The organism is Kitasatospora sp. NPDC001603, from assembly GCF_040298365.1.
Lineage (GTDB): Bacteria > Actinomycetota > Actinomycetes > Streptomycetales > Streptomycetaceae > Kitasatospora.
Genome location: NZ_JBEPAA010000052.1, coordinates 1 through 21,960, shown reverse-complemented (window position 1 = coordinate 21,960; position 21,960 = coordinate 1). Strand labels below are relative to the sequence as shown.

Here is a 21,960-nt window from a genome sequence, read left to right as displayed (position 1 = left end):
GCCCTCCCCGTTCAAGGAGTCCACCCAGATGTGCGGAATCGTGGCCTACATCGGCCCCAAGGACGCGACCCCCTTCCTCCTGGAGGGCCTGGCCCGGCTGGAGTACCGCGGCTACGACTCGGCCGGCGTGGCCGTCACCGGCCGCACCGGCGGCCTCAAGCTCCGCAAGGTCAAGGGCCGGGTCGCCGACCTCGCCGCCGCCGTGCCGGCCCGGTTCAAGGGCACCACCGGCATCGGGCACACCCGCTGGGCGACCCACGGCGTGCCCAGCGACGCCAACGCCCACCCGCACCTGGACAACGCCGAGCGCATCGCCGTCGTCCACAACGGCATCATCGAGAACGCCGACGAGCTGCGGGCCAAGCTGACCGCCGACGGTGCGGTGTTCCGCTCCGAGACCGACACCGAGGTGCTCGCCCACCTGATCGCCGCGCACGCCGCCGAGGGCGCGGAGCTGGAGGACGCGGTGCGCGCCGCGCTCGGCAAGGTGGTCGGCACCTACGGCATCGCCGTGCTCGACGCGGAGCAGCCCGACCGGATCGTGGTCGCCCGCAACGGCAGCCCGATCGTGCTCGGCATCGGCGAGAAGGAGATGTTCGCCGCCTCCGACGTCTCCGCCCTCGTCCGCTACACCCGCCAGGTCGTCCACCTGGAGGACGGCGAGCTGGCCACCGTCCGCGCCGACGGCTTCCGCACCTTCACCGAGGACGCCCGCACCACCCACCGCCAGCCGTCCACCGTCGACTGGGAGATCGACTCCTACGACACCGGCGGCTACGAGCACTTCCTGCTCAAGGAGATCCACGAGCAGCCCGGCTCGGTGGAGCGCACCCTCAGCGGCCGCCTCGACGAGCGCTTCGCCACCGCCCACCTCGGCGGTCTCAACCTGGACGCCCGCGAGCTGCGCGAGATCCGCCGGGTCAAGATCCTCGGCTGCGGCTCCGCCTACTACGCCGGCGAGATGGGCGCCCAGCTGATCGAGGAGCTGTCCCGGATCCCCGCCCACAGCGAGCCGGCCTCGGAGTTCCGCTACCGAAACCCGGTGATCGAGGCGGACACCCTGTACGTGGCGGTCAGCCAGTCCGGCGAGACCTACGACACGCTCGCCGCCGTCCAGGAGATCAAGCGCAAGGGCGGGCGGGTGCTCGGCGTGGTCAACACCGTCGGCAGCGCCATCGCGCGCGAGTGCGACGGCGGCATCTACCTGCACGCCGGACCGGAGATCTCGGTCGCCTCCACCAAGGCCTTCACCTCGACGGTGGTCGCCTTCGCGCTGCTCGCCCTGCACTTCGGCCGCATCCACGACCTCTCGCCCGCCGACGGCCGCCGGATCGTGGCCGGGCTGAAGGCGCTGCCGGACCAGATCCGGGAGATCCTCGCGCAGGGCGAGGAGATCGCCGAGCTCGCGGCCGCGTACGCCGAGTCCGAGGGCATGATGTTCATCGGCCGGGTCCGCGGCTTCCCGGTGGCCCGCGAGGGTGCGCAGAAGCTCAAGGAGATCTCCTACGTCCACGCCGAGGCCTACCCCGCCAGCGAGCTGAAGCACGGCCCGCTCGCGCTGATCAGCCCCGAGCTGCCGACCGTCGCGCTGGTCCCGGACGACGAGCTGCTCGACAAGAACCTCACCACCCTCGGTGAGATCAAGGCCCGCTCCGGCCGCGTGCTGGCCGTCGCCCACCGCCGGCCCGAGGCCAAGCTCGCGGACCACTGCGTCCTGGTGCCCAAGAGCGAGCCGGAGCTGGACCCGCTGCTCCTCAACATCCCGCTCCAGCTGCTGGCCTACTACGCCGCGGTGGCGCTGAAGCGCGACGTCGACAAGCCGCGCAACCTGGCGAAGAGCGTGACGGTCGAGTAGCGGCCGCCCGGCCGCACGGAACCGGCCGCCCGGGTGCGTCGCGCGCCCGGGCGGCCGCGCCGGTCCCGGAGATGATTGACTTTGCCAACCATCTCGGCCTACTGTCGACAGAAGCTTGATATTGTCAACTATCAAGCGCTTCAAAATTTCCTGTCGGGAGTACTCTCATGAAGGCCATCACCGAATCCGATCCCGCCACCGTCGTCGCCGGGCTGCGCGCCGCCTTCGCGAGCGGCCGGACCCGCCCGGTCGCCTGGCGCCGGGAGCAACTGGGCGCCCTGCGCGCGCTGCTCACCGAGCGGAGCGACGATCTCCTCACGGCGCTCCACGCCGACCTCGGCAAGGGACCCGCCGAGGCGTACCGCACGGAGATCGCCTTCACCCTCAACGAGCTCGACCACACCGTCCGGCACCTGGACGAGTGGCTGAGCCCGCGGCCGGCCGACGTCCCCGAGGCGTTCCGCCCGGCCACCGCCCGGGTGGTCCGGGAGCCGCTCGGCGTGGTGCTGGTGATCGCGCCCTGGAACTACCCGCTCCAGCTCGCCCTGGCCCCGGTGGTGGGCGCGCTGGCGGCTGGCAATGCCGTCCTCGTGAAGCCCAGCGAGCTGGCCCCCGCCACCTCGGCCGCGCTGGCCCGGCTGCTCCCGCGCTACCTCGACCCGGAGGCCGTCGCCGTCGTCGAGGGCGCCGTCCCGGAGACCACCGCCCTGCTGGAGCAGCGGTTCGACCACATCTTCTACACCGGCAACGGCGCGGTCGGCCGGATCGTGATGACCGCCGCCGCCCGCCACCTGACCCCGGTGACCCTGGAGCTCGGCGGCAAGAGCCCGGTGGTGGTCGACCCGGACACCGACCTCGAGGTCACCGCCCGGCGGCTGGCCGCCGGCAAGTTCCTCAACGCCGGCCAGACCTGCGTGGCCCCCGACTACGTCCTCGCCGTCGGCGGCACCGGCCCCGCGCTGGCCGGGCACCTGGCCGAGGCCGTCCGCGCGCTCTACGGCGAGGACCCGGCGGCTGATCCCGAGTACGGCCGGATCGTCAACACCCGCCACTTCGACCGCCTGGCCGCGCTGCTCGGCGACGGCCGCGTGGTCACCGGCGGCGGCCACGACCGGGCCACCCGCTTCATCGAGCCCACCGTGCTGGCCGACGTGGATCCGGACGCCCCGGTGATGCGCGAGGAGATCTTCGGCCCGGTGCTGCCGGTGCTGGAGGTGGCCGATCTCGACGCGGCGATCGCCTTCATCACCGCGCGGGAGAAGCCGCTCGCGCTCTACGCCTTCACGGAGTCGGAGACGACCAAGCGCCGGCTCGCCGAGGAGACCTCCTCCGGTGCCCTGGTCTTCGGCCTTCCGGTGTCCCATCTGGCCGTGCCCGAACTGCCGTTCGGCGGCGTCGGGGAGAGCGGCATGGGCAACTACCACGGCGAGTACTCGCTGGCGACGTTCAGCCACACCAAGGCGGTGCTCGACAAGCCGCTGGGCTGAGCCCGGGGGCCCGCCCCGGGAGCCGCCCGCCTCCCGGGGCGGGCGGCTCCCGCGTTCGGAACCGGCCGCGCGCGGCCGGGCCGGACGGTGCCGGATGCCACACCGCGGACGCGCCCGGAAAAGGACCCCGTTTCGCGCCCGCACCTGCTACAGTCGACGTCAGTTGCAGTTTTGGTTCCCATGAACTCTGTGTGCGCCTGCCGGTTGTAACCGCTGGCGCATTTTTGTTTTCCCCGGATTTTCCTCGGGTGGGCCTCATCGCGGCGACGCGGGACTTCGCGAGGTGCGAAGCTCCGGATTTGCCCTTTCAAGGAGAATTTTTATGGCTAATGGCACTGTGAAGTGGTTCAACGCGGAGAAGGGCTTCGGCTTCATCGAGCAGGAGGGTGGCGGCCCGGACGTCTTCGCCCACTACTCGAACATCAACGCCCAGGGCTTCCGTGAGCTGCTCGAGGGCCAGAAGGTCGAGTTCGACGTCACGCAGGGCCAGAAGGGCCCGCAGGCGGAGAACATTCGCCCCCTGTAGTACGCACCGCTGAGCGGCCCCGGCCGAACAGCACGGGCCTGCACTGCGCTTCGCGCACGGTGCAGGCCCTTCGGCGTTCCCGGGCGCGGGCCGGGCGGCCGTGGGCGCCCGCGACCGCCCGGCGGCGCCGGGACCGGCCGGAGCGAAGCCGGCGGGCCCGGGACCCTGACTCCGCCGGGTCCGGTCCGTTAGCCTGGCGGTATGCCGAACCCGGATCCGTTGCTCATCAGTATCACCGCGATGGTGGAGTCGACGGGCAGTAATCAGATGCCGATCACCGTGGTCGTCCCCGGCGCAGTCATCACCGGGCGGCTCGCCGCCGAGACTGTCTGGCGGGAACGAGTCGCCGAAGTCCTGGAAGCGTCCGACCACCTCAAACCCTTCGCGCCGCTGTTCGCCGACGCGGTGACGGACGCCGACGCCCCGGTGACCCACCTGCACCTGCACCTCGCCAAGATCCTGCAGGGCAGCTTCGGCCTCCCGCACACCGGCGGGATGTACCGCATCGCGATCGACGACGTCAGCAGCTGGACCCTGGGGGACCTCAGCTACTCGGACCAGTGACGGTGGCGGGTGCCCGGCCGGCCGCGCAGGCCGGCCGGGCACCCGCCCTCAGCGCACCGAAGGCGGCGGCGCGGAGGACGGCCGCGGCCAGCGCGTGGGTCTCCGGCGCACCACCGCCTTCGGTGCCGAACCTGCGGCGGGTGTAGCCGTACGCCACTCCGCTGCGAGGATCGGCGAACGACTGGGCGCCCACCGCGCCGCTGTGTCCGAAGGCGTCCGGCCCCAGGAAGGGGTAGCGCGACCCCTGCGCCTCGAAGCCGAGGCCGAAGTGGTCGCGCTCACCGGTGACCAGGTCGACGCCGGTCGTCCGGACCGGGCCGAACTCGGCGATCGTCTCCGCCGTCAGCAGCGGCGTAGCGTCAACCACCGGTGGGCCGGGCGCATTCCTGCCGGGCACGCGGTTCCTTCGGGGCTGGGCCGGGCGTGGTCACCTGTCGGCCCGCCGCGCCGCGAGGGTGTTGAGCAGGGCGGCGCCGCGCTCGGCGTCGTCGACGCTGACCGCGAACTCCGCGCCCGTGCGCGGGTGGACGACCAGGCACTCGCCGCGCCGGAGCATCACGGTGGTGCCCAGCCCGCTCAGCCGGTAGCCCCAGCCGCCGACCTGGGCGGGCGTCCGCTGTTCGACGCGGGCCGACTCGATGTCCTGGACCGGCCAGCGCCGGACCGGCCAGCCCGCCGGGCCGAAGGCCACCTCCAGGCCCTCGGGCGTCACCCGGGCCTGGACGGAGGAGCAGCCGAGCACCGCCGCGGCGACGAGGGCCAGCGGGGCGATCGCCGCCCAGGGGGCGTCGATGAGGCCGCCGGCCGCGGCGATCGCCCCGGCCGCCGAGGCCAGACCGAACACGGCGGCGGTCAGCTGGAGCCAGGGGTTGGTCGTCCAGGAGAGCCAGACGAACCGCTCTCCCACGGGGACGTCGAGCACCGGTCCGCCGGCCGGGGCCGCGGCGGCCGTCGTGCCGCGCCGGCCGACGAGCAGGCCCAGCAGACCGGCGAGCAGGGCCGCGCCCAGGGTCAGGGCGACCGCGGCGCCGACCCCGTCGGCCTCGGCCCAGTCGGCGCGGTCCAGGTTGGCGTGCACGATGGCGGCCTGGGCGCCGGTCAGCAGGACGCCGGTGAAGAGCAGCGTCGCGCCGAACCAGGGGCGCGCCGGCAGGGTCGTGCGCCTGGTCAGCAGGGCGAGGACCAGCACCAGGACCGCCCAGATCAGGGCGGGGAAGAGCGGGACGGCCCAGCGGGGCAGCGAGCCGTCCGGGTGCCCACCGTCACCCCAGTGGGTGGCCACCCGCTCGGGCAGCCGCCCGGCGGCACTCAGCGGCAGGGCGACCAGCGCCCCCAGGACGCCGGCCACCCAGGCCGCCGCGCTCCAGCGCGCTCCACGATTCCGGTTCCCCCCACTGCTCACGGCAGCCTCCTGATCAGTTCGACGAGATCGGCCCGGCTGTACCCCAGGCGGGCCGCTTCGGCGACCAGTTCGGCCGCCTGCCGGGCCAGTTCGGCGCGCTGGCCGGCGCCGCCGGCGACGGTCACGCCGCGCCCCCGGCGGAACTCCAGCACTCCCTCGTCCCGGAGGGCCCGCAGGCCCCGCAGGACGGTGTTGGCGTTGACGCCGAGCGCGCGGGAGAGCTCCCGGGCGGGCGGCAGTCGGTCGCCCGGCGCGCACTCGCCCTCGGCGATCGCGCGCCGGATCGCACCCGCGACCTGCTCGTGCAGGGGGCGGTTGTCGGTGAGGTCCAGCTTGAGCAACATGGTGATATCGACAGTAGCACCATATGGCGATAGTGCCATCGCCGAGGGAGCGGCCGGACCGCCGCGTCCGCGCCGGCCGAGGCCGTTCGCGGGGCGGGGGCCCGCCGGGTTCCGGGCGCCGGGGGCTCGGCGTTCCGGGTGGCCTCAGTAGTCCGCGCTGGGCGCCGCCGCCGTGGGGCCGAGGTCCGGCGTGTCGCGGAGTTCGACCGCCTCCCCGTGGGTCTCCAGTTCGAGGACGACCAGCTCGTTGCGGCCGGCCCGCCAGAGCGGGGCCGGCGCGTAGAGGGTGCGCTGCGGGCCCTGCCGGGTGTAGCGGCCGAGCAGGAAGCCGTTCAGCCAGAGCAGGCCCCGGCCCCAGTCCGGGAGGGCGACGAAGGCGTCGGCGGGGGCGGCCAGCGCGGCCTCGAAGCGGTGGAAGACCGGGTCGCCGGCGGCGGCCGGTGCGGTGGCGTCACCGAAGGCGAGCGGGCCCAGGTCGTCGAGCGGGAGCGGGCGGATCTCCCAGTCGAAGAGGCGCTGGGAGCCGTGCGAGACGCCGCGGCCGATGCCCTTGCGGTCGTCCAGCTGAGGGCCGTAGTTCACCCGGCCGAGTGCCTCCACCAGGATGTCGAGCGCCGCACCGGCCGGGCCGCTCTCCAGCGGCAGCGTCCCGCCGGGGGCGTTGCGGTCCAGGACGCCGAGCGGCACGCCGTCGGCGAAGACGTGGGCCCGGTCGCCAATCCCGTCGATCCGCAGCGCCGCGGCCGGCCGGGGGCCGGGCACCCGGGTGCGGTAGTGGATCAGGCCGAGGGACTGGCCGACCCGCTCCATCGGCTCCGGCGTCGCGCTGCGGACCGGCGTGGACAGCGCGTCGAGGGAGGCCAGCAGGCGGGTGCGGCCGGTCGGGCCTGCGAGCCGCTGCGGCGCGACGCGCGGGGCGGGCTCCGGCAGCGCCGCGTCCGGCAGTGGGGCGTACTTGGCGATGACGGACCGGAACGCGTGGAACTTCTCGGTCAGTTCACCCGCCTCGCCGATCGGAGCGTCGTAGTCGTAGCTGGTGGCGGTGGGCTCGTACCCGGCGTCGTACGGATGGGCGCCGAAGTGGTTGGCGCCCGACCAGAAGCCGAAGTTCGTGCCGCCGTGGGCCATGTAGAGATTGACCGAGGCGCCGGTCGCGAGGAGTTCGTCGAGGGAGCGCGCGGCCTCCCCGGCGTCGCGGACGTGGTGCGGCCCGCCGACGCGGTCGAACCAGCCGATCCAGAACTCCATCGCCGTCAGCGGGCCCTTGGGCTGGTGGCGGCGCAGGACGGCGAAGCGCTCGGCGGCCCGCGACCCGAAGGTGGCGGTGGCCAACTGGCCGGGGATCGCGCCGCCCTGCTGCATGGCGTCCTCGGCGCCGTCCGTGGTGAAGAGCAGGCAGTCCAGGCCCCGGCCGAGCAGGCCGTCGCGCAGGTGGGCCAGGTACCCGGCGTCGTCGCCGTAGCTGCCGTACTCGTTCTCGACCTGGACGGCGACCACCGGGCCGCCGCGGCTCGCCAGCAGTGGCAGGATCTCGGGCACCACGGCGTCGAACCAGCCGTCCACCTCGGCCAGGAAGGCCGGGTCGGCGCAGCGCAGCCGCATGCCGTCGGCGGCGAGCAGGCGGGCCGGGAGGCCGCCGAACTCCCACTCCGCGCAGATGTACGGGCCGGGGCGCAGGATCACGTCCAGGCCGTTCGCCCGCGCCAGCCCGGCGAACCGGGCGATGTCCCGCCAGCCGGTGAAATCGACCTCGCCGGAGGACAGTTCGTGGAAGTTCCAGGGGACGTAGGTGTCGACGGTGTTGGCGCCCATCGCGCGCAGCCGGCGCAGGCGGTCGTCCCAGAGGTCGGGGTGGACGCGGAAGTAGTGCAGGGCGCCGGAGATGATCCGGTGCGGGGCGCCGGCGCGGCGGAACCCGGTGTCGTCGTAGTCGAGCAAGGGGGCCTGCCTTCGGTGGGAGCACGGTGGGATCGCGGAGTGATCGTGGTGTGCCGGGCGAGGGTCGAGGGGCCGACGGTCGGTGTACGGGTGATCTTCGGAGCCTACCCGGGGCGGCCGACGGGATGCCGGCGCACGGCCTGCCGGTGCGGGGCGTCGGGCTACGAGTCGGCCCGGTCCCGCAGGTCGGCGTGCCAGGGTGGGTTGGGGCCGGCGACCGAGCAGGTCAGGGCGGCCACCCGGGCGGCGAAGCGGCAGGCGTCGTGCACCTCCTCCGGGGTCAGCCCGTCGAGGCGGCCGCCGAGCCGGCCGATCCCGCCGAGGTGGTGCAGCAGGCCGCCGGTGAAGGCGTCGCCGGCGCCGATGGTGTCGACCACGTCGGTCCGCGGGGCGTCGACGGTCAGCCGCTCGCCGTCCAGCGAGGCCAGCGCGCCCCGGCCGCCCAGGGTGATCACGACCAGTCGGACACCGGCCAGGTGCCAGTCGTCGCAGGCGCGTTCGGGACTGACGCCGGGCAGCAGCACGTCGAGGTCGTCCGCGCTGAGCCGCAGGATGTCGGCGGCCGCGCACCAGTGCGGGAGCCGGGACCGGTAGCGTGCCGGATCGACCAGCAGCGGACGCACGTTGGGGTCGATCGACACGGTCGGGCGGCCGGGGGCCCGGGTCAGCAACTCCTCGACGCGGGGGCCGCCGGGCTCGCGGACCAGGGCGAGCGAGCCGGTGTGCAGACAGCCCACGCCGGCCAGTGGGAGGGCGCCGAGCTCGGCCGGCGTCCAGGCCCAGTCGGCGGTGCCCTCGGCGTGGAACGAGTAGCGGGCCTGGCCCAGTTCGTCCACGGTGGCGATGGCCAGGGTGCTGGGTTCGGCCGCCGCGACACTGCCGCCGAGGTCGACGCCGGAGGAGTCGAGGTGCTGTCGGAACAGCGCCCCGAAGGGGTCGGCGGAGATCCGGCCGAGGAAGCGGGTCGGGGTGCCCAGCCGGGCCAGCGCGACGGCGGTGTTGGCGGGGCCGCCGCCGGGCAGGACGCGCAGCGCGAGTTCGCCGGGGCGCCGCTCGGCGGAGGAGTCGGTGAACGCGTCGGCGACGCACTCGCCGAGTACGGCGACCGGGAGTCGGGTCATGGCGGACCGCCTTCGGGAGAGGGCTCGTTGGGTGCTGCCGGGCGTCCCGGGCGACACCGCAGGGGTGTTCCCGGGGCACCTCAGCGTACGGGGGGATGCCGCCGGGGCGGGAGCACCGAAGGCCCGCACGGCGTCGGGCGGGCGCTGCTCACGGCGTCGCTCACGGTGCGTCGGATCGGGCATCCCGGACCAGGGCCGGTCGCCGGGCCCGCCCGCCCGGCTGTCCGGTGGGGTGTCCGGGCGGGCGGAGCACGCCTAGACTGCGGAACTCGCGCGGTATTACCGACCGGTAGGGATGGGGAGTTCGGATGGCCGAGGAGCGGGTCCACGCGTTCGGGGACGACGCGTTGGGGGAGCACGACGCGGTCGCGCTGGCGGCGCTGGTACGGTCCGGCGAGGTCGCTCCCGGTGAGCTGGCCGCCGCCGCGGCGGCGCGCGCCGAGCGGGTCGACGCGGCGCTGGCACCCGTCGCGTTCGCGTCGTACGGCCAGCCGCGCAGCGCCCCGGCCGGTGGTGGGGCCCCGCTGTTCGGGGTCCCGAGCTACCTCAAGGACAACGTGGACCTGCGGGGGATGCCCACCGGGCAGGGCAGTTCGGCGTTCCGCGCCAAGCCGGCACGGCGCGACGCCGGCTTCGCCGAGCAGTTCCTCAGCACCGGCCTGGCGGTGCTGGGCAAGACCAGGATGCCGGAGTTCGGCCTCAACGCCTCGACCGAGTTCGCCGAGGCCCGGCCGGTCCGCAACCCGTGGCGGACCTCGCACTCGCCGGGGGCCTCCTCCGGCGGCGCGGCCGCGCTGGTCGCGGCGGGCGTCGTGCCGATCGCGCACGCCAACGACGGCGGCGGGTCGATCCGCATACCGGCCGCCTGCTGCGGCCTGGTCGGCCTGAAGCCGACCCGCGGCCGGCTGGTCGCCAACGACCAGGGCCGCCGGCTGCCGATCGACCTGGTGACGGACGGTGTGGTGACGCGCTCCGTCCGGGACACCGCCGCCTTCTTCGCCGCCGCCGAACTCCACCACCGCAATCCGGCGCTGCCGCCGCTCGGACTGGTGGAGGGCCCGGGGGACCGGCCGCTGCGGGTCGGCCTGGTGGTGGACTCCCCGATCGCCGTCACCGACGGGCCGACCCGGCAGGCGGTCGAGCGGACGGCGGCGCGGCTGCAGGCGATGGGGCACAAGGTCACGCCCGCGACGCTGCCGTTCGGCGAGGACTTCTCCCGCGACTTCACGCTCTACTGGGGCTGCATCGCCTTCATGATCGCCACCACCGGCCGGCTGCTGCTGGACCCGGGCTTCCAGGCGCGGAAGCTGGACGGTCTGACCACGGGGCTGCGGCGGCGCTTCCACCGGGAGTTCCTGCGCACGCCCGGCGTGCTGCGCCGGCTCCGGCAGGCGGAGGCGGAGTACGGCGGACTGTTCCGCGAGCACGACGTGATCCTCTCGCCGGTGCTGGCCCATGTCGCGCCGCCGATAGGGCACTTGAGCCCGAACGTGGCGTTCGACGAGCTGCTGGACCGGCTGGGCCGGTACGTGGCCTTCACCCCGGTGAACAACGTGACGGGCGGTCCGGGGATCTCGCTGCCCGCCGAGTCGGCCGGGAACGGGCTGCCGATCGGGGTGCACCTGTCGGCCGCGCACGGCCGGGAGCGGCTGCTGCTGGAGCTGGCGTTCGCGCTGGAGGCGGACCGGCCCTGGCAGCGGATCCAGGACTGAGCGCGGGGTCGGCAGGCGGCCCGCGTGGTGCGTGTTCAAGCCGGGCCGGGGGAGGCGTCCCGCGTGAGGGGGGTGCCGGCGCTCAGCCCGGGCCCGGGGAGGCGATCGCCCGGGCGGCCCGCACCTCCTGGCGTAGCGGCGCCAGCACGCCGTCCTCGGCGGACTCTCCGCCGGACTCCTCGCCGGTCTCCGGCCCGGCCTCTCCGCCGGTCCGCCCGGTGCCGGCGGCCGGGTCGGACGGCGGAGGGGTCGCGGGTCGCGGAGCGTCGGCGCGCAGGGCCGCCGCGAGCTCGTCGAGCTCACGGGTGATGGCGGCGACCTCGGCCGCCGGCGGCGGGGGCACCCCGTGGTCGATCCGGACCCGGGTGGCGGTGGTGGCCTCCACGATCCGCTCGACGGCGATGACCAGCGGCCACCACGCGGCGGCCCGCGCCCCGGTGGGCGGGGGCTCGGTGAGCGCCCGCTGGAACTCCGACCGCACGGCGGACAGGTCGCGGTAGAGCCGGCGCCGGTGGCGGAGCCGGGCCGACTGGTCCCGGCCGGGGTCCGCGTCGAACGCCAGCCTGACGTAGGCCGCGGTGTCCGCCGCGGCGTCCGCGAGCCGGTCGCCGATCCGGGTGTGCCAGGACTCCAGCCAGAGCAGGTAGCCGGCGATCAGCGAGACCCCGCAGCCGATCAGCGAGTCGTAGAGCCGGGGCGCCACCAGCCGGAACCCCTGGTGGTTGAGCAGGTCGGAGAGGAGCAGGATGACCGGGGTGATCGCCGCGGTCTGGAAGGCGTAGCCCTTCGCGGAGAACGCCGGGATCAGCATCGCGAGCAGGGCGATGGTCGGCACGTCCCACCACCCGCGCGGCACCTCGGCGAGGACCGGGATGGCGATCAGCAGGCCGACCGCCGTGCCGAACGCCCGCAGCACGGCGCGCGAGAAGACCGAGCCGAAGTCGGGCTTCATCACGAAGGTGACGGTCAGCGCCACCCAGTACGAGCGGGGGACGGCGATCACCGAGACCAGCGTCTGGGCGACGCCGATGCACAGGGCCAGCCGCAGGCCGTAGCGCCAGGACGCCCCGGACAGCAGGGCCGCGCGGGTCGTGCGGCGGGCCCGGACGTGCAGCACGGCGGGGCGGCCGAGCCGGTCGGCCCCGCCGAACGGGTCCGGCGCGGGCTCCCCGGCGACGGCGGCCGCGTACCGCAGCGCCTGGTCGACGGCCCGCTCCGAGGGACCGGTCGGCGGTGGCAGGTCCAGCGTGTGCGGCTCGCCGGGCCGCCCCCGCTCGACGGTGTCGGCCAGGGCCCGGGCGGCCGCCTGGTAGGCGTCCGGCAGCGGGCCGAGCGAGGCCGGGCGCAGCTTCGCCGCCGAGGCGGCCTCCACGACCGGGATCACGGCGTTGAGCTGGGCGAGCAGCCGGGTGAGGCCGGGGGAGCGGCCGTGCCGGCGGGTGCGGTGGGCGAGCAGCAGGTCGTAGGACTGGTTGAGCGAGTGGGTGACGGCCAGGCGCCGTTCGTCGTGCGCGGGGGTGCCCGCCGCCCGGAGGAAGTCGGCGACGGTCCGGTACGTCTGCGCGACCGCCGTCCGCTCCGGGACGCCACCGCGCAGCGGCCAGGCGAACAGGGTGAGCGCGAGCACCACCAGGCCGCCGAGGAGGAGCAGCAGCGGCGGCTTCCACCAGGGCGCCGGCATCGGCAGGCCGGCCCCGACGACGGCGTTGAGCAGGAGCAGCAGCCCCGACACCGAGGCGACCGAACCGATCGAGGAGATCATGCCGGAGACCAGCGCGATCAGGGTGAGCACGACGACGGCGAGCCAGCCCTCCCCGTACACCAGGGTGCCGAGGGTGACGCCGACGGCGCCGAAGAGCTGGGGGACGGCGATGTTGTAGACCCGCATCCGGTAGGCGTCGGCGGTGTCGCCGATGACTCCGGAGAGCGCCCCCATGGAGGCCAGCGCGCCGTACTGGGGCTGCCCGGCCGCGAGGCCGACGGCGAGCGGTGCGGAGAGGGCGACGGCGGCGCGGGCGACGGCCGCCCAGGGGATCGGCGCGGGGTGCGGGCGCAGGCCCGCGGTGAGCCAGCTGGGGGGTGCGAGCCGGCCGGCTCGTGCGCTCCGTGCCATACGAGAAACGTACGGCTCCGGGCCGGGGCGGGCCCGGTGTCGGCGCGCCGGACGGCTCGGTGTCGCGGCGCCGGGGGGCGGGGTGCCGGGGGGCGGGGTGCCGCCCCGTCAGGGTCGGCCGACCGGCGTGGGGGAGGCGGCCGGGGTGGCCGGCGCGGCGGAGCCGTCCGGGAGGTCGCGCAGGTGGGGCAGCGGGGACAGCCAGAGGACGGCGGCGGCGAGCGGGACGGCGGCGGTGGCCAGCCACATCGCGGGCACCACCCCGACGGCGGAGGCGGTCGCGCCGCTGGCCAGGGCGCCGAGGGGGATGGCGCCGTAGTTGAGGAAGGAACCGCTCGCGCTGATCCGGCCGAGCACCCGGGCGGGGACGTGGCGCTGCTGGAAGGTGGCCCGGAGGACGTTCCCGGCGACGATGCCCGCCGAGACGGCGAAACCGCCGAGGACGTAGCAGGCGACACCGGCGCCCGGCCCGGTCAGCGGGATCAGCAGGGCCAGCATCGGCACCCAGAACAGGAAGAGCATCAGGGCGCGGGCGGTGCCGATCGCGGCTCCGACCCGGCGGGCGACGGCCGCGCCGAGGACGCCGCCGGCGCCGGCGGCGCCGACCACCGCGCCGATCGCGCCGTCGGAGAGACGGGCCTGCTCGACCAGGAAGACGACCTGGATCGACTGGTAGGCCATCAGGGCCATGTTGGCCAGTGCGCCGTGGAGGGCGAAGGTGCGCAGCCAGACGTCGTGGGTGATCAGGCGCAGGCCCTCGGAGACCTCGCGCCGCAGGTTCGGGCGGGGGCTCGGCGCGGTGCCCGGGTGGTCGCCGCGGCGTGCCGCCGGGGCGGGCTCGCGGGTGCGGATGGCGGCGGTGGAGAGGAGCGAGAGGAGGAACGTGGCGGTGTTCGCGAGCAGGCTGTTGACCGGGCCGAAGGTCTGGGCGGCGGCGCCGCCGGCGCCGAGCCCGACGATCTGGGCGGCCGAGGCGCTGCCGTGCAGGGCGGCGTTCCCCTCGGCGCGGTCCGGTTCGGCGACGAGGGTGGGGAGGTAGGCGGTGTACGCGGTCTGGAAGAAGACCTCGGCGGCGCCGGTCGCCGTGGCGACCGCGAGGAGCTGGCCGGTGGTGAGGACGCCGAGCACGGCGGCGGCGGGGACGGTGAGATGGAGCACCAGGGAGACGGCGGTGGAGACGAGCATGACCGTCCGTCGGCGCATCCGGTCGACCCAGGCGCCGGCCGGCAGGCCGATCAGCAGCCAGGGCACCCACTTCGCGGCGACCAGCAGGGCGGCCTCGAAGGCGCCGGCGTGCAGGACGCCGACGGCGATCAGCGGTAACGACAGATTGGTGAGGGCGCCGCCGAACCTGCCGGCGACCTCGCCGGTGAAGAGAAGCCGGAAGTCCCGGTTGCGGCGGAGCAGCGAGCCGCGGGCGCCGGCGCTCATTCGGCACCGCGCGACGTGCGGGGGAAGGACTGCAGCTGCACCACGACCGGCAGCGCGTCCGGCGCCGGGTCGGCGTCCGGGGCGGGGGTGTGGCGGCCGATCACCTCGAACAACTCCTCGTTGAGGGCCTTGAGCTGAGGCGGCGTCAGGCGCAGGTTGGTCCAGTCCGCGATGGTGCCGGAGTTGCGCCAGTCGCCCGCCCAGTCCTCGCTGAGGTAGGAGGTGACGCGGTTGAAGTACTGCTGCACCAGCTCGTGCGTGTAGAGCGCGACCGCGCCCCGGCTGTCCGGGTCGTCCCGGAACTCGGCCGTGTTCAGCTCGTTGCGGACGGGGATCCGCCGCCACCAGCGCTCGCGCTTGGTGCCGCGTCCGGTGTCCTCCTCGATGAAGCCGTGCTCGGCGAGGTGGCGCAGGTGCCAGCTGACGGTGCCGGTGTTCTCGCCGAGCCGTTCGGCGAGCCGGGTGGCGGTGGCGGGACCGTCCAGCTTCAGCAGCTCGAAGATCCGCATCCGCAGCGGATGGGCCAGCCCGCGCAGGCTGCGGGCGTCCAGCCGGCGGAGCGGCCGGTCGGCCGGCGGCTGCGGCTGCGGCTGGGGCTTGGTCGGGTCCGGCGGCTCGGTGGGGGCGGGGTGTTCGGCCATGACGCCATCGTAGGGTGCAGAGAGTTCTCTGCATAGGCATCTCTGCAGAGAATGCTCTGCAAGTTGCCCGGGAGTGAGGCCCGGAGGAGTGTGGGGACGTGCGGAGGCGGGCGGAGAACCGGAGTGACGTCCTCCGGGGCACGTCGGCCCGCCTGGGGCGGTGATCTTCTAGAGTCGCCAGCGGTACGACTGTATGACCACCGTGCGGTCCCGGAGACTGTGCGGAGCGCGACACCGAGAGGCGGCACCACCATGAACGACCAGCAGGCACCCGAGCCGTTCGAGCCCGTCGACGAGGACTGGCAGACCGCGCTGGCGGTCGTCGCCCACCCCGACGACATGGAGTACGGCGGTGCCGCCGCCGTCGCCCGCTGGACGGCCCAGGGCAAGAAGGTGGTCTATGTGATGGTCACCAGCGGCGAGGCCGGCATCGACTCGATGAGCCCCGAGGACTGCGGCCCGCTCCGCGAGGCCGAGCAGATCGCCTCCGCCGCCGTGGTCGGCGTCGACACCGTCGAGTTCCTCGGCCACCCGGACGGGGTGCTGGAGTACGGGCTGCCGCTGCGCCGGGACATCGCCCGGGCCGTCCGCCGCCACCGCCCGGACATCGTCATCACCAGCAACTTCCGCGAGACGTACGGCGGGGTCTTCCTCAACCAGGCCGACCACATCGCGGTCGGCCGGGCCACCCTGGACGCGGTCCGGGACGCCGCCAACCGCTGGGTGTTCCGCGAGCTGGTGGCCGAGGGGTACGAGCCGTGGAACGGGGTGCGGGCGGTCTGGGCGGCCGGCTCGCCCGAGTCGCGGCACGCCGTGGACACCACCGAGCACTTCGACAAGGGCGTCGCCTCGCTCGCCGAGCACAAGGCGTACCTGGCCGGGCTGGGCGGTGCGATGGCCGATCCGCAGGAGTTCCTGGAGGGCTTCGGCCGGGGCGCCGGCAGCCGGCTCGGCACCCGGTTCGCCGTCCCCTTCGAGGTGTTCCCGCTGCGCTGAGGCGTGCCGCGCGGGATCAGGAGCCGTGGTCGGCGTGCTCGCGGCGGCGCCGCCGGTGGCGCAGCAGCTGCCGGGCGGCGAGCGCCGCGCAGAGCACGCCGACGGCGACCAGCAGCCACAGCTGGTACCGGACCGCCGTCCGGTACACGGCCCCGATGTTGGCCCCGGCCAGGTAGCCGAAGGCGGACCAGACCCCCACCCAGAGCGCCGCGCCGAGCACGTTGAACGGCTGGAACCGCCGCCAGGGCATCTCGGTGGTGCCGGCGATGATGCCGTTGGTCTGGCGCAGCCCGTCCACGAAGCGCGCCACGGTGACGACCTTGCCGCCGTGCCGGGCGAAGAAGCCGTCGGCGCGCTCCATCCGGGCGGGGGTGAGCAGCACGTAGCGGCCCCACCGGTGGACGAAGGCGCGGCCGCCGGTGCTGCCGATCAGGTAGCCGAGGCTGTTCCCGAGGACGGCGGCCGCGAAGGCGATCCCGACCACGGTGGCCAGGTCGAGGTGCCCGGCGCCGGCGTAGACGGCGGCCAGCACCAGGATGGTCTGGCCGGGCGCGGGGATGCCGCAGTTGTCCAGCAGGACGAAGAGCGCCACGGCCGCGTAGCCGTACTCGTCGAGCAGCGGGGCGAGCCCGGCGAGCGGGCTGGGCAGTGCGGGCTCGGACACGTGGCTCACCACCCCGCGCCGGTCAGGCCCGGGGTGGCGGCCGGATGGTTCAGCGGAGCGCCTGGCGGGGCTCGATGTTGCAGTCGGGGCCGGGGTAGATCAGCCCCGTGTGGCCGTCCTCGAAGCGGACCATGTACGGCGGCTCGCCCTCCGCGCCGCGCACCTCGATGATCTCGCCCTTCTGGTCGACCATGCCCACCGCCCTGCTGTGGATGTGGAGCTGGTCACCTACCGCTGCGTGCATGGTCTGCTCCTCGGGTCGCGATGGCCGCGCGGGCGGCCGTTCTGCTTCCACTCTGCTGCGGCGGGGGCGGGCCCGCAACGGCTTGGCCGTGCGGCCGGTGCCTGGGGGGCGGGTGTCGTCGTGGGCCGGTCGACGTCGCCGGGCGGGCCCGGTCAGTGGGGCCCGAACTGCTCGGCGAGGTAGCAGCGGACCAGTCGCTTGCACTCGCCGATCAGCGCCGGATCCCCGTCCGGAGCGCTCCGGAAGGCGAGCTTGAGCACGGCGTCCGCCGCCTCCAGGGCCACCCGCAGCGCGAGCGTGAGCGCCGCCGGGTCGGCCGTCGCGAACAGGTCGCCGCCGAGGGCCTGGAGGCGCAGCGCGACGGCGGTGTTGTTGTCGAGGTCGGTGTCGAGCAGGTGCAGGTCGTCCCGGACCCCGGCGGGCACGGCCGCGCCGGCCAGCCCGAAGTCGACCTGGCCGAAGCCGGGGACGGCCCGCTTCATCGCCACGAACTCGTCCACCGCGAGGTCGGTGAACCCCGCGGTACCGGTCGGCGCCGCGTCGAGCAGCCGGCGGTCGAGGCGCTCCAGGTAGTGGTCGAGGTTGCGGCCGGCGAGCGCGGCCAGCAGGTCCTCCTTGCCGGCGAAGAACTGGTACAGCGTGCCGATCGGCACCTGGGCGCGGTGCGCGACCTCCTTGGTGGTGAGCGCGGCCGCGCCGACCTCGTCGAGCAGCCCCGCGCAGGCGTCCAGGAGCCGCTCGTAGCGCTCCTGGCTGCGCTGCTGCACCGGCCGCCGCCGGCCCGGTCCGCCCTGCCCGGCCACCCGGTGACTCCTCGTGTCCGCGCTCATGGGGCCACTGTGCCGCATCGGGTGTTCCACGGGCCAATCATCGCTGTGAGCCGTGCTCGTATTCTTCGCCGCGGGGCTTCGGCCCACCTGTCCGTCGCCCGCTCGACGGCGGGTCGTCGCCGTCCGGCCGCCGGGGCGGTGACACCTGCTGCCGGGGCCGGGTGCGTGCGGCCGGGGGAGAGTGTTCCGCCATTGCGGCGACATCGCCCCGGCGCTGCCCGGTCCGCTGATCCGAGCCGCATACCCTGTCGCCTTGCCGTCGCCCGACGGTGAGGCGGCGTGGGTCGGTGGACAGGGGTGCGGCTTGGTTTCGTCGGGTTCAGCCGATCCGGGGGCCGCGGCGTCGGGGCGGCAGCGCTTGCGTGCGTGGTTGCTGGACGGGCTGGCCGACATGGCCAAGCAGTACCCCGGGCCGCACGCGCAGGCGCCCGTCGAGCACCAGGGCGCCCGCTGGTGGCGGGTGATGTGCCTGACCGGCCTGGACTACTTCTCGACGCTCGGCTACCAGCCGGGCATCGCCGCACTGGCGGCCGGCCTGCTGTCCCCGGTGGCGACCATCGTGCTGGTGCTGGTGACGCTGTTCGGCGCCCTGCCGGTGTACCGGCGGGTCGCGAAGGAGTCCCCGCACGGCGAGGGCTCGATCGCGATGCTGGAGCGGCTGCTCTCGTTCTGGAAGGGCAAGCTCTTCGTCCTCGCGCTGCTGGGCTTCGCCGCCACCGACTTCATGATCACCATCACCCTGTCGGCCGCCGACGCCACCGCGCACCTGGTGGAGAACCCGCACCTGCAGAGCGCGCTGAGCGGCCGGCAGGTACTGATCACGCTCGTCCTGGTCGCGCTGCTGGGCGGCGTCTTCCTGAAGGGCTTCAGCGAGGCGATCGGCCTGGCCGTGGTGCTGGTCGCGATCTACCTGTCGCTGAACGTGGTCGTGGTGGCCACCGGGCTCTGGGAGGTCGCGCGCTCCCCGCACCTGGTCACCGACTGGTCGGACGCGCTGACCACCGAGCACGGCAACGTGGTCGCGATGATCGGCGTCGCACTGATCACCTTCCCCAAGCTCGCGCTCGGCCTGTCCGGTTTCGAGACCGGCGTCGCGGTGATGCCGCACATCGAGGGCGATCCGGAGGACACCGAGGAACGGCCGACCGGCCGGATCCGGGGCGCCCGGAAGCTGCTGACCACGGCCGCGCTGATCATGAGCGTCTTCCTGATCACCACCAGCTTCATCACCACCCTGCTGATCCCGAAGGCGGCGTTCGAGCCCGGCGGCGAGGCCAACGGCCGGGCCCTGGCCTACCTGGCGCACGAGTACCTGGGCAGCGCCTTCGGCAGCGTCTACGACCTGGCCACGATCCTCATCCTCTGGTTCGCCGGCGCGTCGGCGATGGCGGGCATGCTCAACCTGATGCCCCGCTACCTGCCGCGCTACGGCATGGCGCCGGCCTGGGCGCGGGCGGTGCGGCCGATGGTCATCGTGCTCACCCTGATCGCCTTCCTGGTGACCTGGATCTTCGACGCGAGCGTCGACGCGCAGGGCGGCGCGTACGCCACCGGCGTGCTGGTGCTGATCAGCTCCGCCGCGATCGCCGTCACCATCGCCGCGCACAAGGCCCGCCAGCGCAACTGGACCATCGGCTTCGCGGTGATCGCGGCCGTCTTCGTCTACACCACGGCGCTGAACATCGCCGAGCGGCCGGACGGCGTCAAGATCGGTGCCTGCTTCATCGCCGGCATCATCCTGCTGTCGCTGCTCTCCCGGCTCAAGCGGGCCTTCGAGCTGCGGGTGACGGACGTCGCGTTCGACGAGGCCGCCGAGCGGTTCGTCCGCGACTACACGCACCGCCCGCTGCGCCTGATCGCCAACGAGCCGAACAGCCGGGACCTCGCGGAGTACCAGGAGAAGAAGCGCCAGATCCGGGCGGACAACGACATCCCCGCCGAGGACGACCTGGTCTTCGTCGAGGTCACCGTGCTCGACCCGTCGGAGTTCGAGACCGTCCTGAAGGTCCACGGGGAGGTCCTGCACGACCGCTACCGGGTGCTCACCCTGGAGAGCTCCAGCGTGCCGAACGCCCTGGCGGCCCTCCTGATGGAAGTCCGGGACCGGACGGGGCAGCAGCCGCACATCTACTTCGAGTGGACCGAGGGCAACCCGTTCGCCCAGTTCCTGCGGTTCTTCCTGTTCGGCCACGGCGAGGTCGCGCCGGTCACCCGCGAGGTGCTGCGGGAGGCCGAGCCGGACCGCGGCCGCCGCCCCCGCGTCCACGTCGGGTGAGCGGGAATCCGGGGGGCTACGGGCGTCGAGGCGGGGCGGGCGCTCAGACCGGAACGACCGCGACCGGGCAGCCGGCGTGCCGGACGACCGCCTGGCTGGTCGAGCCCAGCCTGCCGAGCGGTCCGCGCTGCTCACCGTGGCGTCCGACGACGACCAGTCGCTGGGTCTGCGACCCGGCGACCAGCTCGCGGGCCGGGTTGGAACGCACCGCGGTCGCGGTCACGGTGACGTCCGGGAACCGTTCGCGCGGGCCGGCCAGCACCTCGGCCAGCAGCCGGTCGTGCTCGGCGGCGATGTCCGCCTCCTCGTAGACCAGCGGGAGGTCGTGCGCGGGCCCGGCGACCAGCGGATAGGCCCAGGCGTGGACGGCGAACAGGGGGAGGTTCCGGCGCCGCGCGGAGTCGAAGGCGTAGGCGAGCACCTCGTCGTCGTGTCCCTTGCCCTGGACGCCCACCAGCACGCCGCCGCCGCCGGCGCCGGCCCCGGTGTCGTGCACGACGACGACCGGACAGGAGGCGTGGCCGGCGGCCCGGAGACTGGTCGAGCCGAGCAGCAGGCGGGGGAAGCCCCCCGTACCCCGGGCGCCCAGGACCAGGAGCAGGGCCTCCTCGGCCGCTGCCGCCAGCGCCTGCCGCGGATGGTCGTCCACCAGCTCCGTGACGACGGCGAGGCCGGGGTGCCTCAGCAGGACGCGTTCGCGGGCCGCGTCGAGCAGGCCGGCGCCCGCGTCCTTGCTGAGCCGGGTCTCCTGACCCGCGGGAGCGTGTGCCGCCTCACCGAACCAGGCGTGGACCACGCGGAGCGGCGCGTTGCGCAGCCAGGCCTCGTCCGACGCCCAGTCCACGGCCTCCAGGCTCGACTGCGAGGCGGCGACGCCCACGACGACGGGGTTTCTCATGGCCGGCTCCTCCTGACTGCGGGGCGGCGTCGCGGGGCAGCCCGGTGCTCGCACGGGCACCGCGTCCGGTCCTGCGTCCAGGCTATGCCGCAACCCGCGCGGTGGCAGGGCGGGCGGGTCGGGGTCGCGGTCGCGGGTCGGGGGCCAGGTGCTCGTCCGGGAGGGCCGGGGGCCGGGGCGGATGTCGGGTGGGCCGGTGGGGTGCCTGCGGGTGGCGTCGTGGCATCGCCTGGCGCAAGGGGTGGTGCCATCTGGTGTCATCCGGTGTCATGAGGCGTCATGAGGTGCCACGGGTGCTGCCTCCAGGGGCTGCGGGGTGCTGGGTGCCCGGTCGTTGGGTGGTGCTTGCTCCAGGATCGGGCAGTTGGGAGGCCCGGAAGTGCCTGGTGTGAGGCCTATGTCGGGGTGGGTGCCATAAAGGCTTGCGGATGGCGCCATAGTGGTGCCACCATAGCGTCATCGGCCTCGCGGCGTCAGTGATCCCGGAGACGATCGACTACGTCGTGGTCCGAAAGAACCACACCCGGCAGAGCACCATCGACCTCCTCCGCGCCGCGGGCTGAGCCCCGGCACCGCCACCTCGCACACGCCCCAGTCACGTCAGTTCTCGAACGGGAGGGCTCATGCCTTCATCCGCCATGCCCACACCCAGGCGGGCCGACGGCCACCTGCCACCGACCGCCGTCTCCGTCGTCGGTCTGCGCAAGTCCTACGGGGACAAGACCGTCCTCGACGGCATCGATCTGCGGATCCCGGCCGGGTCCGTGTTCGCGCTGCTCGGCCCGAACGGGGCCGGCAAGACCACCGTCGTCAAGATCCTCTCGACCCTGATCGGGGCCGACGGCGGACAGGCCCGGGTGGCGGGCCACGACATCGCCACCGCGCCGCAGGCGGTGCGCGCCGCGATCGGTGTCACCGG

20 protein-coding genes are annotated in these 21,960 nt (G+C 74.4%); 8 read left to right on the top strand and 12 right to left on the bottom strand.

Going from position 1 to position 21,960, the window contains the following annotated elements; translation table 11 throughout:
* The first annotated feature begins 28 nt into the window (after positions 1-28).
* The 4 genes from glmS to ABT263_RS27390 all read left to right on the top strand — a co-directional run bounded on the left by glmS (position 29) and on the right by ABT263_RS27390 (position 4,432).
* Positions 29-1,855, top strand: a complete 1,827-nt coding sequence (gene glmS, locus ABT263_RS27405) for a glutamine--fructose-6-phosphate transaminase (isomerizing) (RefSeq protein WP_352294277.1) — start codon at positions 29-31, stop codon at positions 1,853-1,855.
* 167 nt (positions 1,856-2,022) lie between these two features.
* Positions 2,023-3,342: an aldehyde dehydrogenase family protein gene (locus ABT263_RS27400; protein ID WP_352294275.1), complete on the top strand. Its 1,320-nt coding sequence runs from the start codon at positions 2,023-2,025 to the stop codon at positions 3,340-3,342.
* A gap of 322 nt (positions 3,343-3,664) precedes the next feature.
* Positions 3,665-3,868, top strand: a complete 204-nt coding sequence (locus ABT263_RS27395) for a cold-shock protein (RefSeq protein ID WP_042388274.1) — start codon at positions 3,665-3,667, stop codon at positions 3,866-3,868.
* Between the two features lie 201 nt (positions 3,869-4,069).
* Positions 4,070-4,432, top strand: a complete 363-nt coding sequence (locus ABT263_RS27390; RefSeq protein ID WP_329491017.1) for a GvpU-like protein — start codon at positions 4,070-4,072, stop codon at positions 4,430-4,432.
* Here the strand turns inward: ABT263_RS27390 and ABT263_RS27385 are convergent.
* The 5 genes from ABT263_RS27385 to ABT263_RS27365 all read right to left on the bottom strand — a co-directional run bounded on the left by ABT263_RS27385 (position 4,413) and on the right by ABT263_RS27365 (position 9,237).
* Positions 4,413-4,799, bottom strand: a complete 387-nt coding sequence (locus tag ABT263_RS27385) for a hypothetical protein (protein ID WP_352294273.1) — start codon at positions 4,797-4,799, stop codon at positions 4,413-4,415. The genes ABT263_RS27390 and ABT263_RS27385 overlap by 20 nt on opposite strands.
* Before the next feature lie 60 nt (positions 4,800-4,859).
* Positions 4,860-5,834: a DUF1648 domain-containing protein gene (locus ABT263_RS27380; RefSeq protein WP_352294271.1), complete on the bottom strand. Its 975-nt coding sequence runs from the start codon at positions 5,832-5,834 to the stop codon at positions 4,860-4,862.
* On the bottom strand, positions 5,831-6,178 hold the full coding sequence (locus ABT263_RS27375) for a GntR family transcriptional regulator (protein ID WP_329491019.1): 348 nt from the start codon (positions 6,176-6,178) through the stop codon (positions 5,831-5,833). The genes ABT263_RS27380 and ABT263_RS27375 overlap by 4 nt, the downstream gene beginning before the upstream one ends.
* 144 nt (positions 6,179-6,322) lie before the next feature.
* A complete protein-coding gene (locus tag ABT263_RS27370) occupies positions 6,323-8,116 on the bottom strand; it encodes a glycoside hydrolase family 35 protein (protein WP_352294269.1) in 1,794 nt (597 codons plus the stop codon).
* 161 nt (positions 8,117-8,277) lie between these two features.
* A complete protein-coding gene (locus ABT263_RS27365) occupies positions 8,278-9,237 on the bottom strand; it encodes a carbohydrate kinase family protein (protein ID WP_352294267.1) in 960 nt (319 codons plus the stop codon).
* Between the two features lie 308 nt (positions 9,238-9,545).
* Here ABT263_RS27365 and ABT263_RS27360 point away from each other — a divergent pair, with 308 nt between their 5' ends.
* Positions 9,546-10,949 (top strand): amidase, encoded by a 1,404-nt coding sequence (locus tag ABT263_RS27360; protein WP_352294265.1) that lies wholly within the window; start codon positions 9,546-9,548, stop codon positions 10,947-10,949.
* An 82-nt stretch (positions 10,950-11,031) separates the two neighbouring features.
* Here the strand turns inward: ABT263_RS27360 and ABT263_RS27355 are convergent, their stop codons facing one another.
* From ABT263_RS27355 to ABT263_RS27345, 3 genes are all read right to left on the bottom strand, one after another.
* Positions 11,032-13,062: an FUSC family protein gene (locus ABT263_RS27355; RefSeq protein ID WP_352294263.1), complete on the bottom strand. Its 2,031-nt coding sequence runs from the start codon at positions 13,060-13,062 to the stop codon at positions 11,032-11,034.
* A gap of 108 nt (positions 13,063-13,170) precedes the next feature.
* Positions 13,171-14,493 (bottom strand): MFS transporter, encoded by a 1,323-nt coding sequence (locus ABT263_RS27350; RefSeq protein ID WP_352294261.1) that lies wholly within the window; start codon positions 14,491-14,493, stop codon positions 13,171-13,173.
* Entirely contained in the window at positions 14,490-15,134 is a 645-nt protein-coding gene (locus ABT263_RS27345) for an ArsR/SmtB family transcription factor (RefSeq protein WP_502885875.1), read from the bottom strand. Before ABT263_RS27345 ends, ABT263_RS27350 begins: the two co-directional genes overlap by 4 nt.
* A 252-nt stretch (positions 15,135-15,386) precedes the next feature.
* Between ABT263_RS27345 and ABT263_RS27340 the strand changes: the two genes are divergently transcribed.
* Complete coding sequence (locus ABT263_RS27340) at positions 15,387-16,130, top strand: PIG-L deacetylase family protein (protein WP_329491026.1); 744 nt, start codon at positions 15,387-15,389, stop codon at positions 16,128-16,130.
* 16 nt (positions 16,131-16,146) lie between these two features.
* On the opposite strand, the gene ABT263_RS27335 is transcribed toward ABT263_RS27340, so the two are convergent.
* From ABT263_RS27335 to ABT263_RS27325, 3 genes are all read right to left on the bottom strand, one after another.
* Positions 16,147-16,794 carry a DedA family protein gene (locus ABT263_RS27335; RefSeq protein ID WP_352294259.1) on the bottom strand — a complete coding sequence of 216 codons (648 nt, stop codon included), beginning with the start codon at positions 16,792-16,794 and terminating at the stop codon, positions 16,147-16,149.
* A 49-nt stretch (positions 16,795-16,843) separates the two neighbouring features.
* Positions 16,844-17,038 (bottom strand): DUF1918 domain-containing protein, encoded by a 195-nt coding sequence (locus tag ABT263_RS27330; protein WP_329491028.1) that lies wholly within the window; start codon positions 17,036-17,038, stop codon positions 16,844-16,846.
* Positions 17,039-17,190: 152 nt separating this feature from the next.
* On the bottom strand, positions 17,191-17,868 hold the full coding sequence (locus tag ABT263_RS27325; protein ID WP_329491029.1) for a TetR/AcrR family transcriptional regulator: 678 nt from the start codon (positions 17,866-17,868) through the stop codon (positions 17,191-17,193).
* Between the two features lie 391 nt (positions 17,869-18,259).
* On the opposite strand from ABT263_RS27325, the gene ABT263_RS27320 reads away from it, so the two are divergent.
* Positions 18,260-20,143, top strand: coding sequence for an APC family permease (locus ABT263_RS27320; protein WP_352294314.1), 1,884 nt, complete (start codon positions 18,260-18,262; stop codon positions 20,141-20,143).
* Positions 20,144-20,186: 43 nt separating this feature from the next.
* Here ABT263_RS27320 and ABT263_RS27315 read toward each other — a convergent pair whose 3' ends face one another.
* Entirely contained in the window at positions 20,187-21,041 is an 855-nt protein-coding gene (locus ABT263_RS27315; RefSeq protein ID WP_352294257.1) for a universal stress protein, read from the bottom strand.
* Between the two features lie 638 nt (positions 21,042-21,679).
* Here ABT263_RS27315 and ABT263_RS27310 point away from each other — a divergent pair.
* A partial coding sequence (locus tag ABT263_RS27310; RefSeq protein WP_352294255.1) for an ATP-binding cassette domain-containing protein occupies positions 21,680-21,960 on the top strand: 281 nt, incomplete at its 3' end.

What these genes read in the sequence shown, in the direction of transcription:
- ABT263_RS27395 (WP_042388274.1), top strand. Translation starts at nt 3,665, where the DNA reads ATGGCTAATGGCACTGTGAAGTGGTTCAACGCGGAGAAGGGCTTCGGC.
- ABT263_RS27355 (WP_352294263.1), bottom strand. Translation starts at nt 13,062, where the DNA reads ATGGCACGGAGCGCACGAGCCGGCCGGCTCGCACCCCCCAGCTGGCTC.
- glmS (WP_352294277.1), top strand. Translation starts at nt 29, where the DNA reads ATGTGCGGAATCGTGGCCTACATCGGCCCCAAGGACGCGACCCCCTTC.
- ABT263_RS27360 (WP_352294265.1), top strand. Translation starts at nt 9,546, where the DNA reads ATGGCCGAGGAGCGGGTCCACGCGTTCGGGGACGACGCGTTGGGGGAG.
- ABT263_RS27390 (WP_329491017.1), top strand. Translation starts at nt 4,070, where the DNA reads ATGCCGAACCCGGATCCGTTGCTCATCAGTATCACCGCGATGGTGGAG.
- ABT263_RS27320 (WP_352294314.1), top strand. Translation starts at nt 18,260, where the DNA reads ATGGCCAAGCAGTACCCCGGGCCGCACGCGCAGGCGCCCGTCGAGCAC.
- ABT263_RS27375 (WP_329491019.1), bottom strand. Translation starts at nt 6,178, where the DNA reads ATGTTGCTCAAGCTGGACCTCACCGACAACCGCCCCCTGCACGAGCAG.
- ABT263_RS27350 (WP_352294261.1), bottom strand. Translation starts at nt 14,493, where the DNA reads ATGAGCGCCGGCGCCCGCGGCTCGCTGCTCCGCCGCAACCGGGACTTC.
- ABT263_RS27365 (WP_352294267.1), bottom strand. Translation starts at nt 9,237, where the DNA reads ATGACCCGACTCCCGGTCGCCGTACTCGGCGAGTGCGTCGCCGACGCG.
- ABT263_RS27340 (WP_329491026.1), top strand. Translation starts at nt 15,387, where the DNA reads ATGAACGACCAGCAGGCACCCGAGCCGTTCGAGCCCGTCGACGAGGAC.
- ABT263_RS27325 (WP_329491029.1), bottom strand. Translation starts at nt 17,868, where the DNA reads ATGAGCGCGGACACGAGGAGTCACCGGGTGGCCGGGCAGGGCGGACCG.
- ABT263_RS27330 (WP_329491028.1), bottom strand. Translation starts at nt 17,038, where the DNA reads ATGCACGCAGCGGTAGGTGACCAGCTCCACATCCACAGCAGGGCGGTG.
- ABT263_RS27345 (WP_502885875.1), bottom strand. Translation starts at nt 15,134, where the DNA reads ATGGCCGAACACCCCGCCCCCACCGAGCCGCCGGACCCGACCAAGCCC.
- ABT263_RS27400 (WP_352294275.1), top strand. Translation starts at nt 2,023, where the DNA reads ATGAAGGCCATCACCGAATCCGATCCCGCCACCGTCGTCGCCGGGCTG.
- ABT263_RS27315 (WP_352294257.1), bottom strand. Translation starts at nt 21,041, where the DNA reads ATGAGAAACCCCGTCGTCGTGGGCGTCGCCGCCTCGCAGTCGAGCCTG.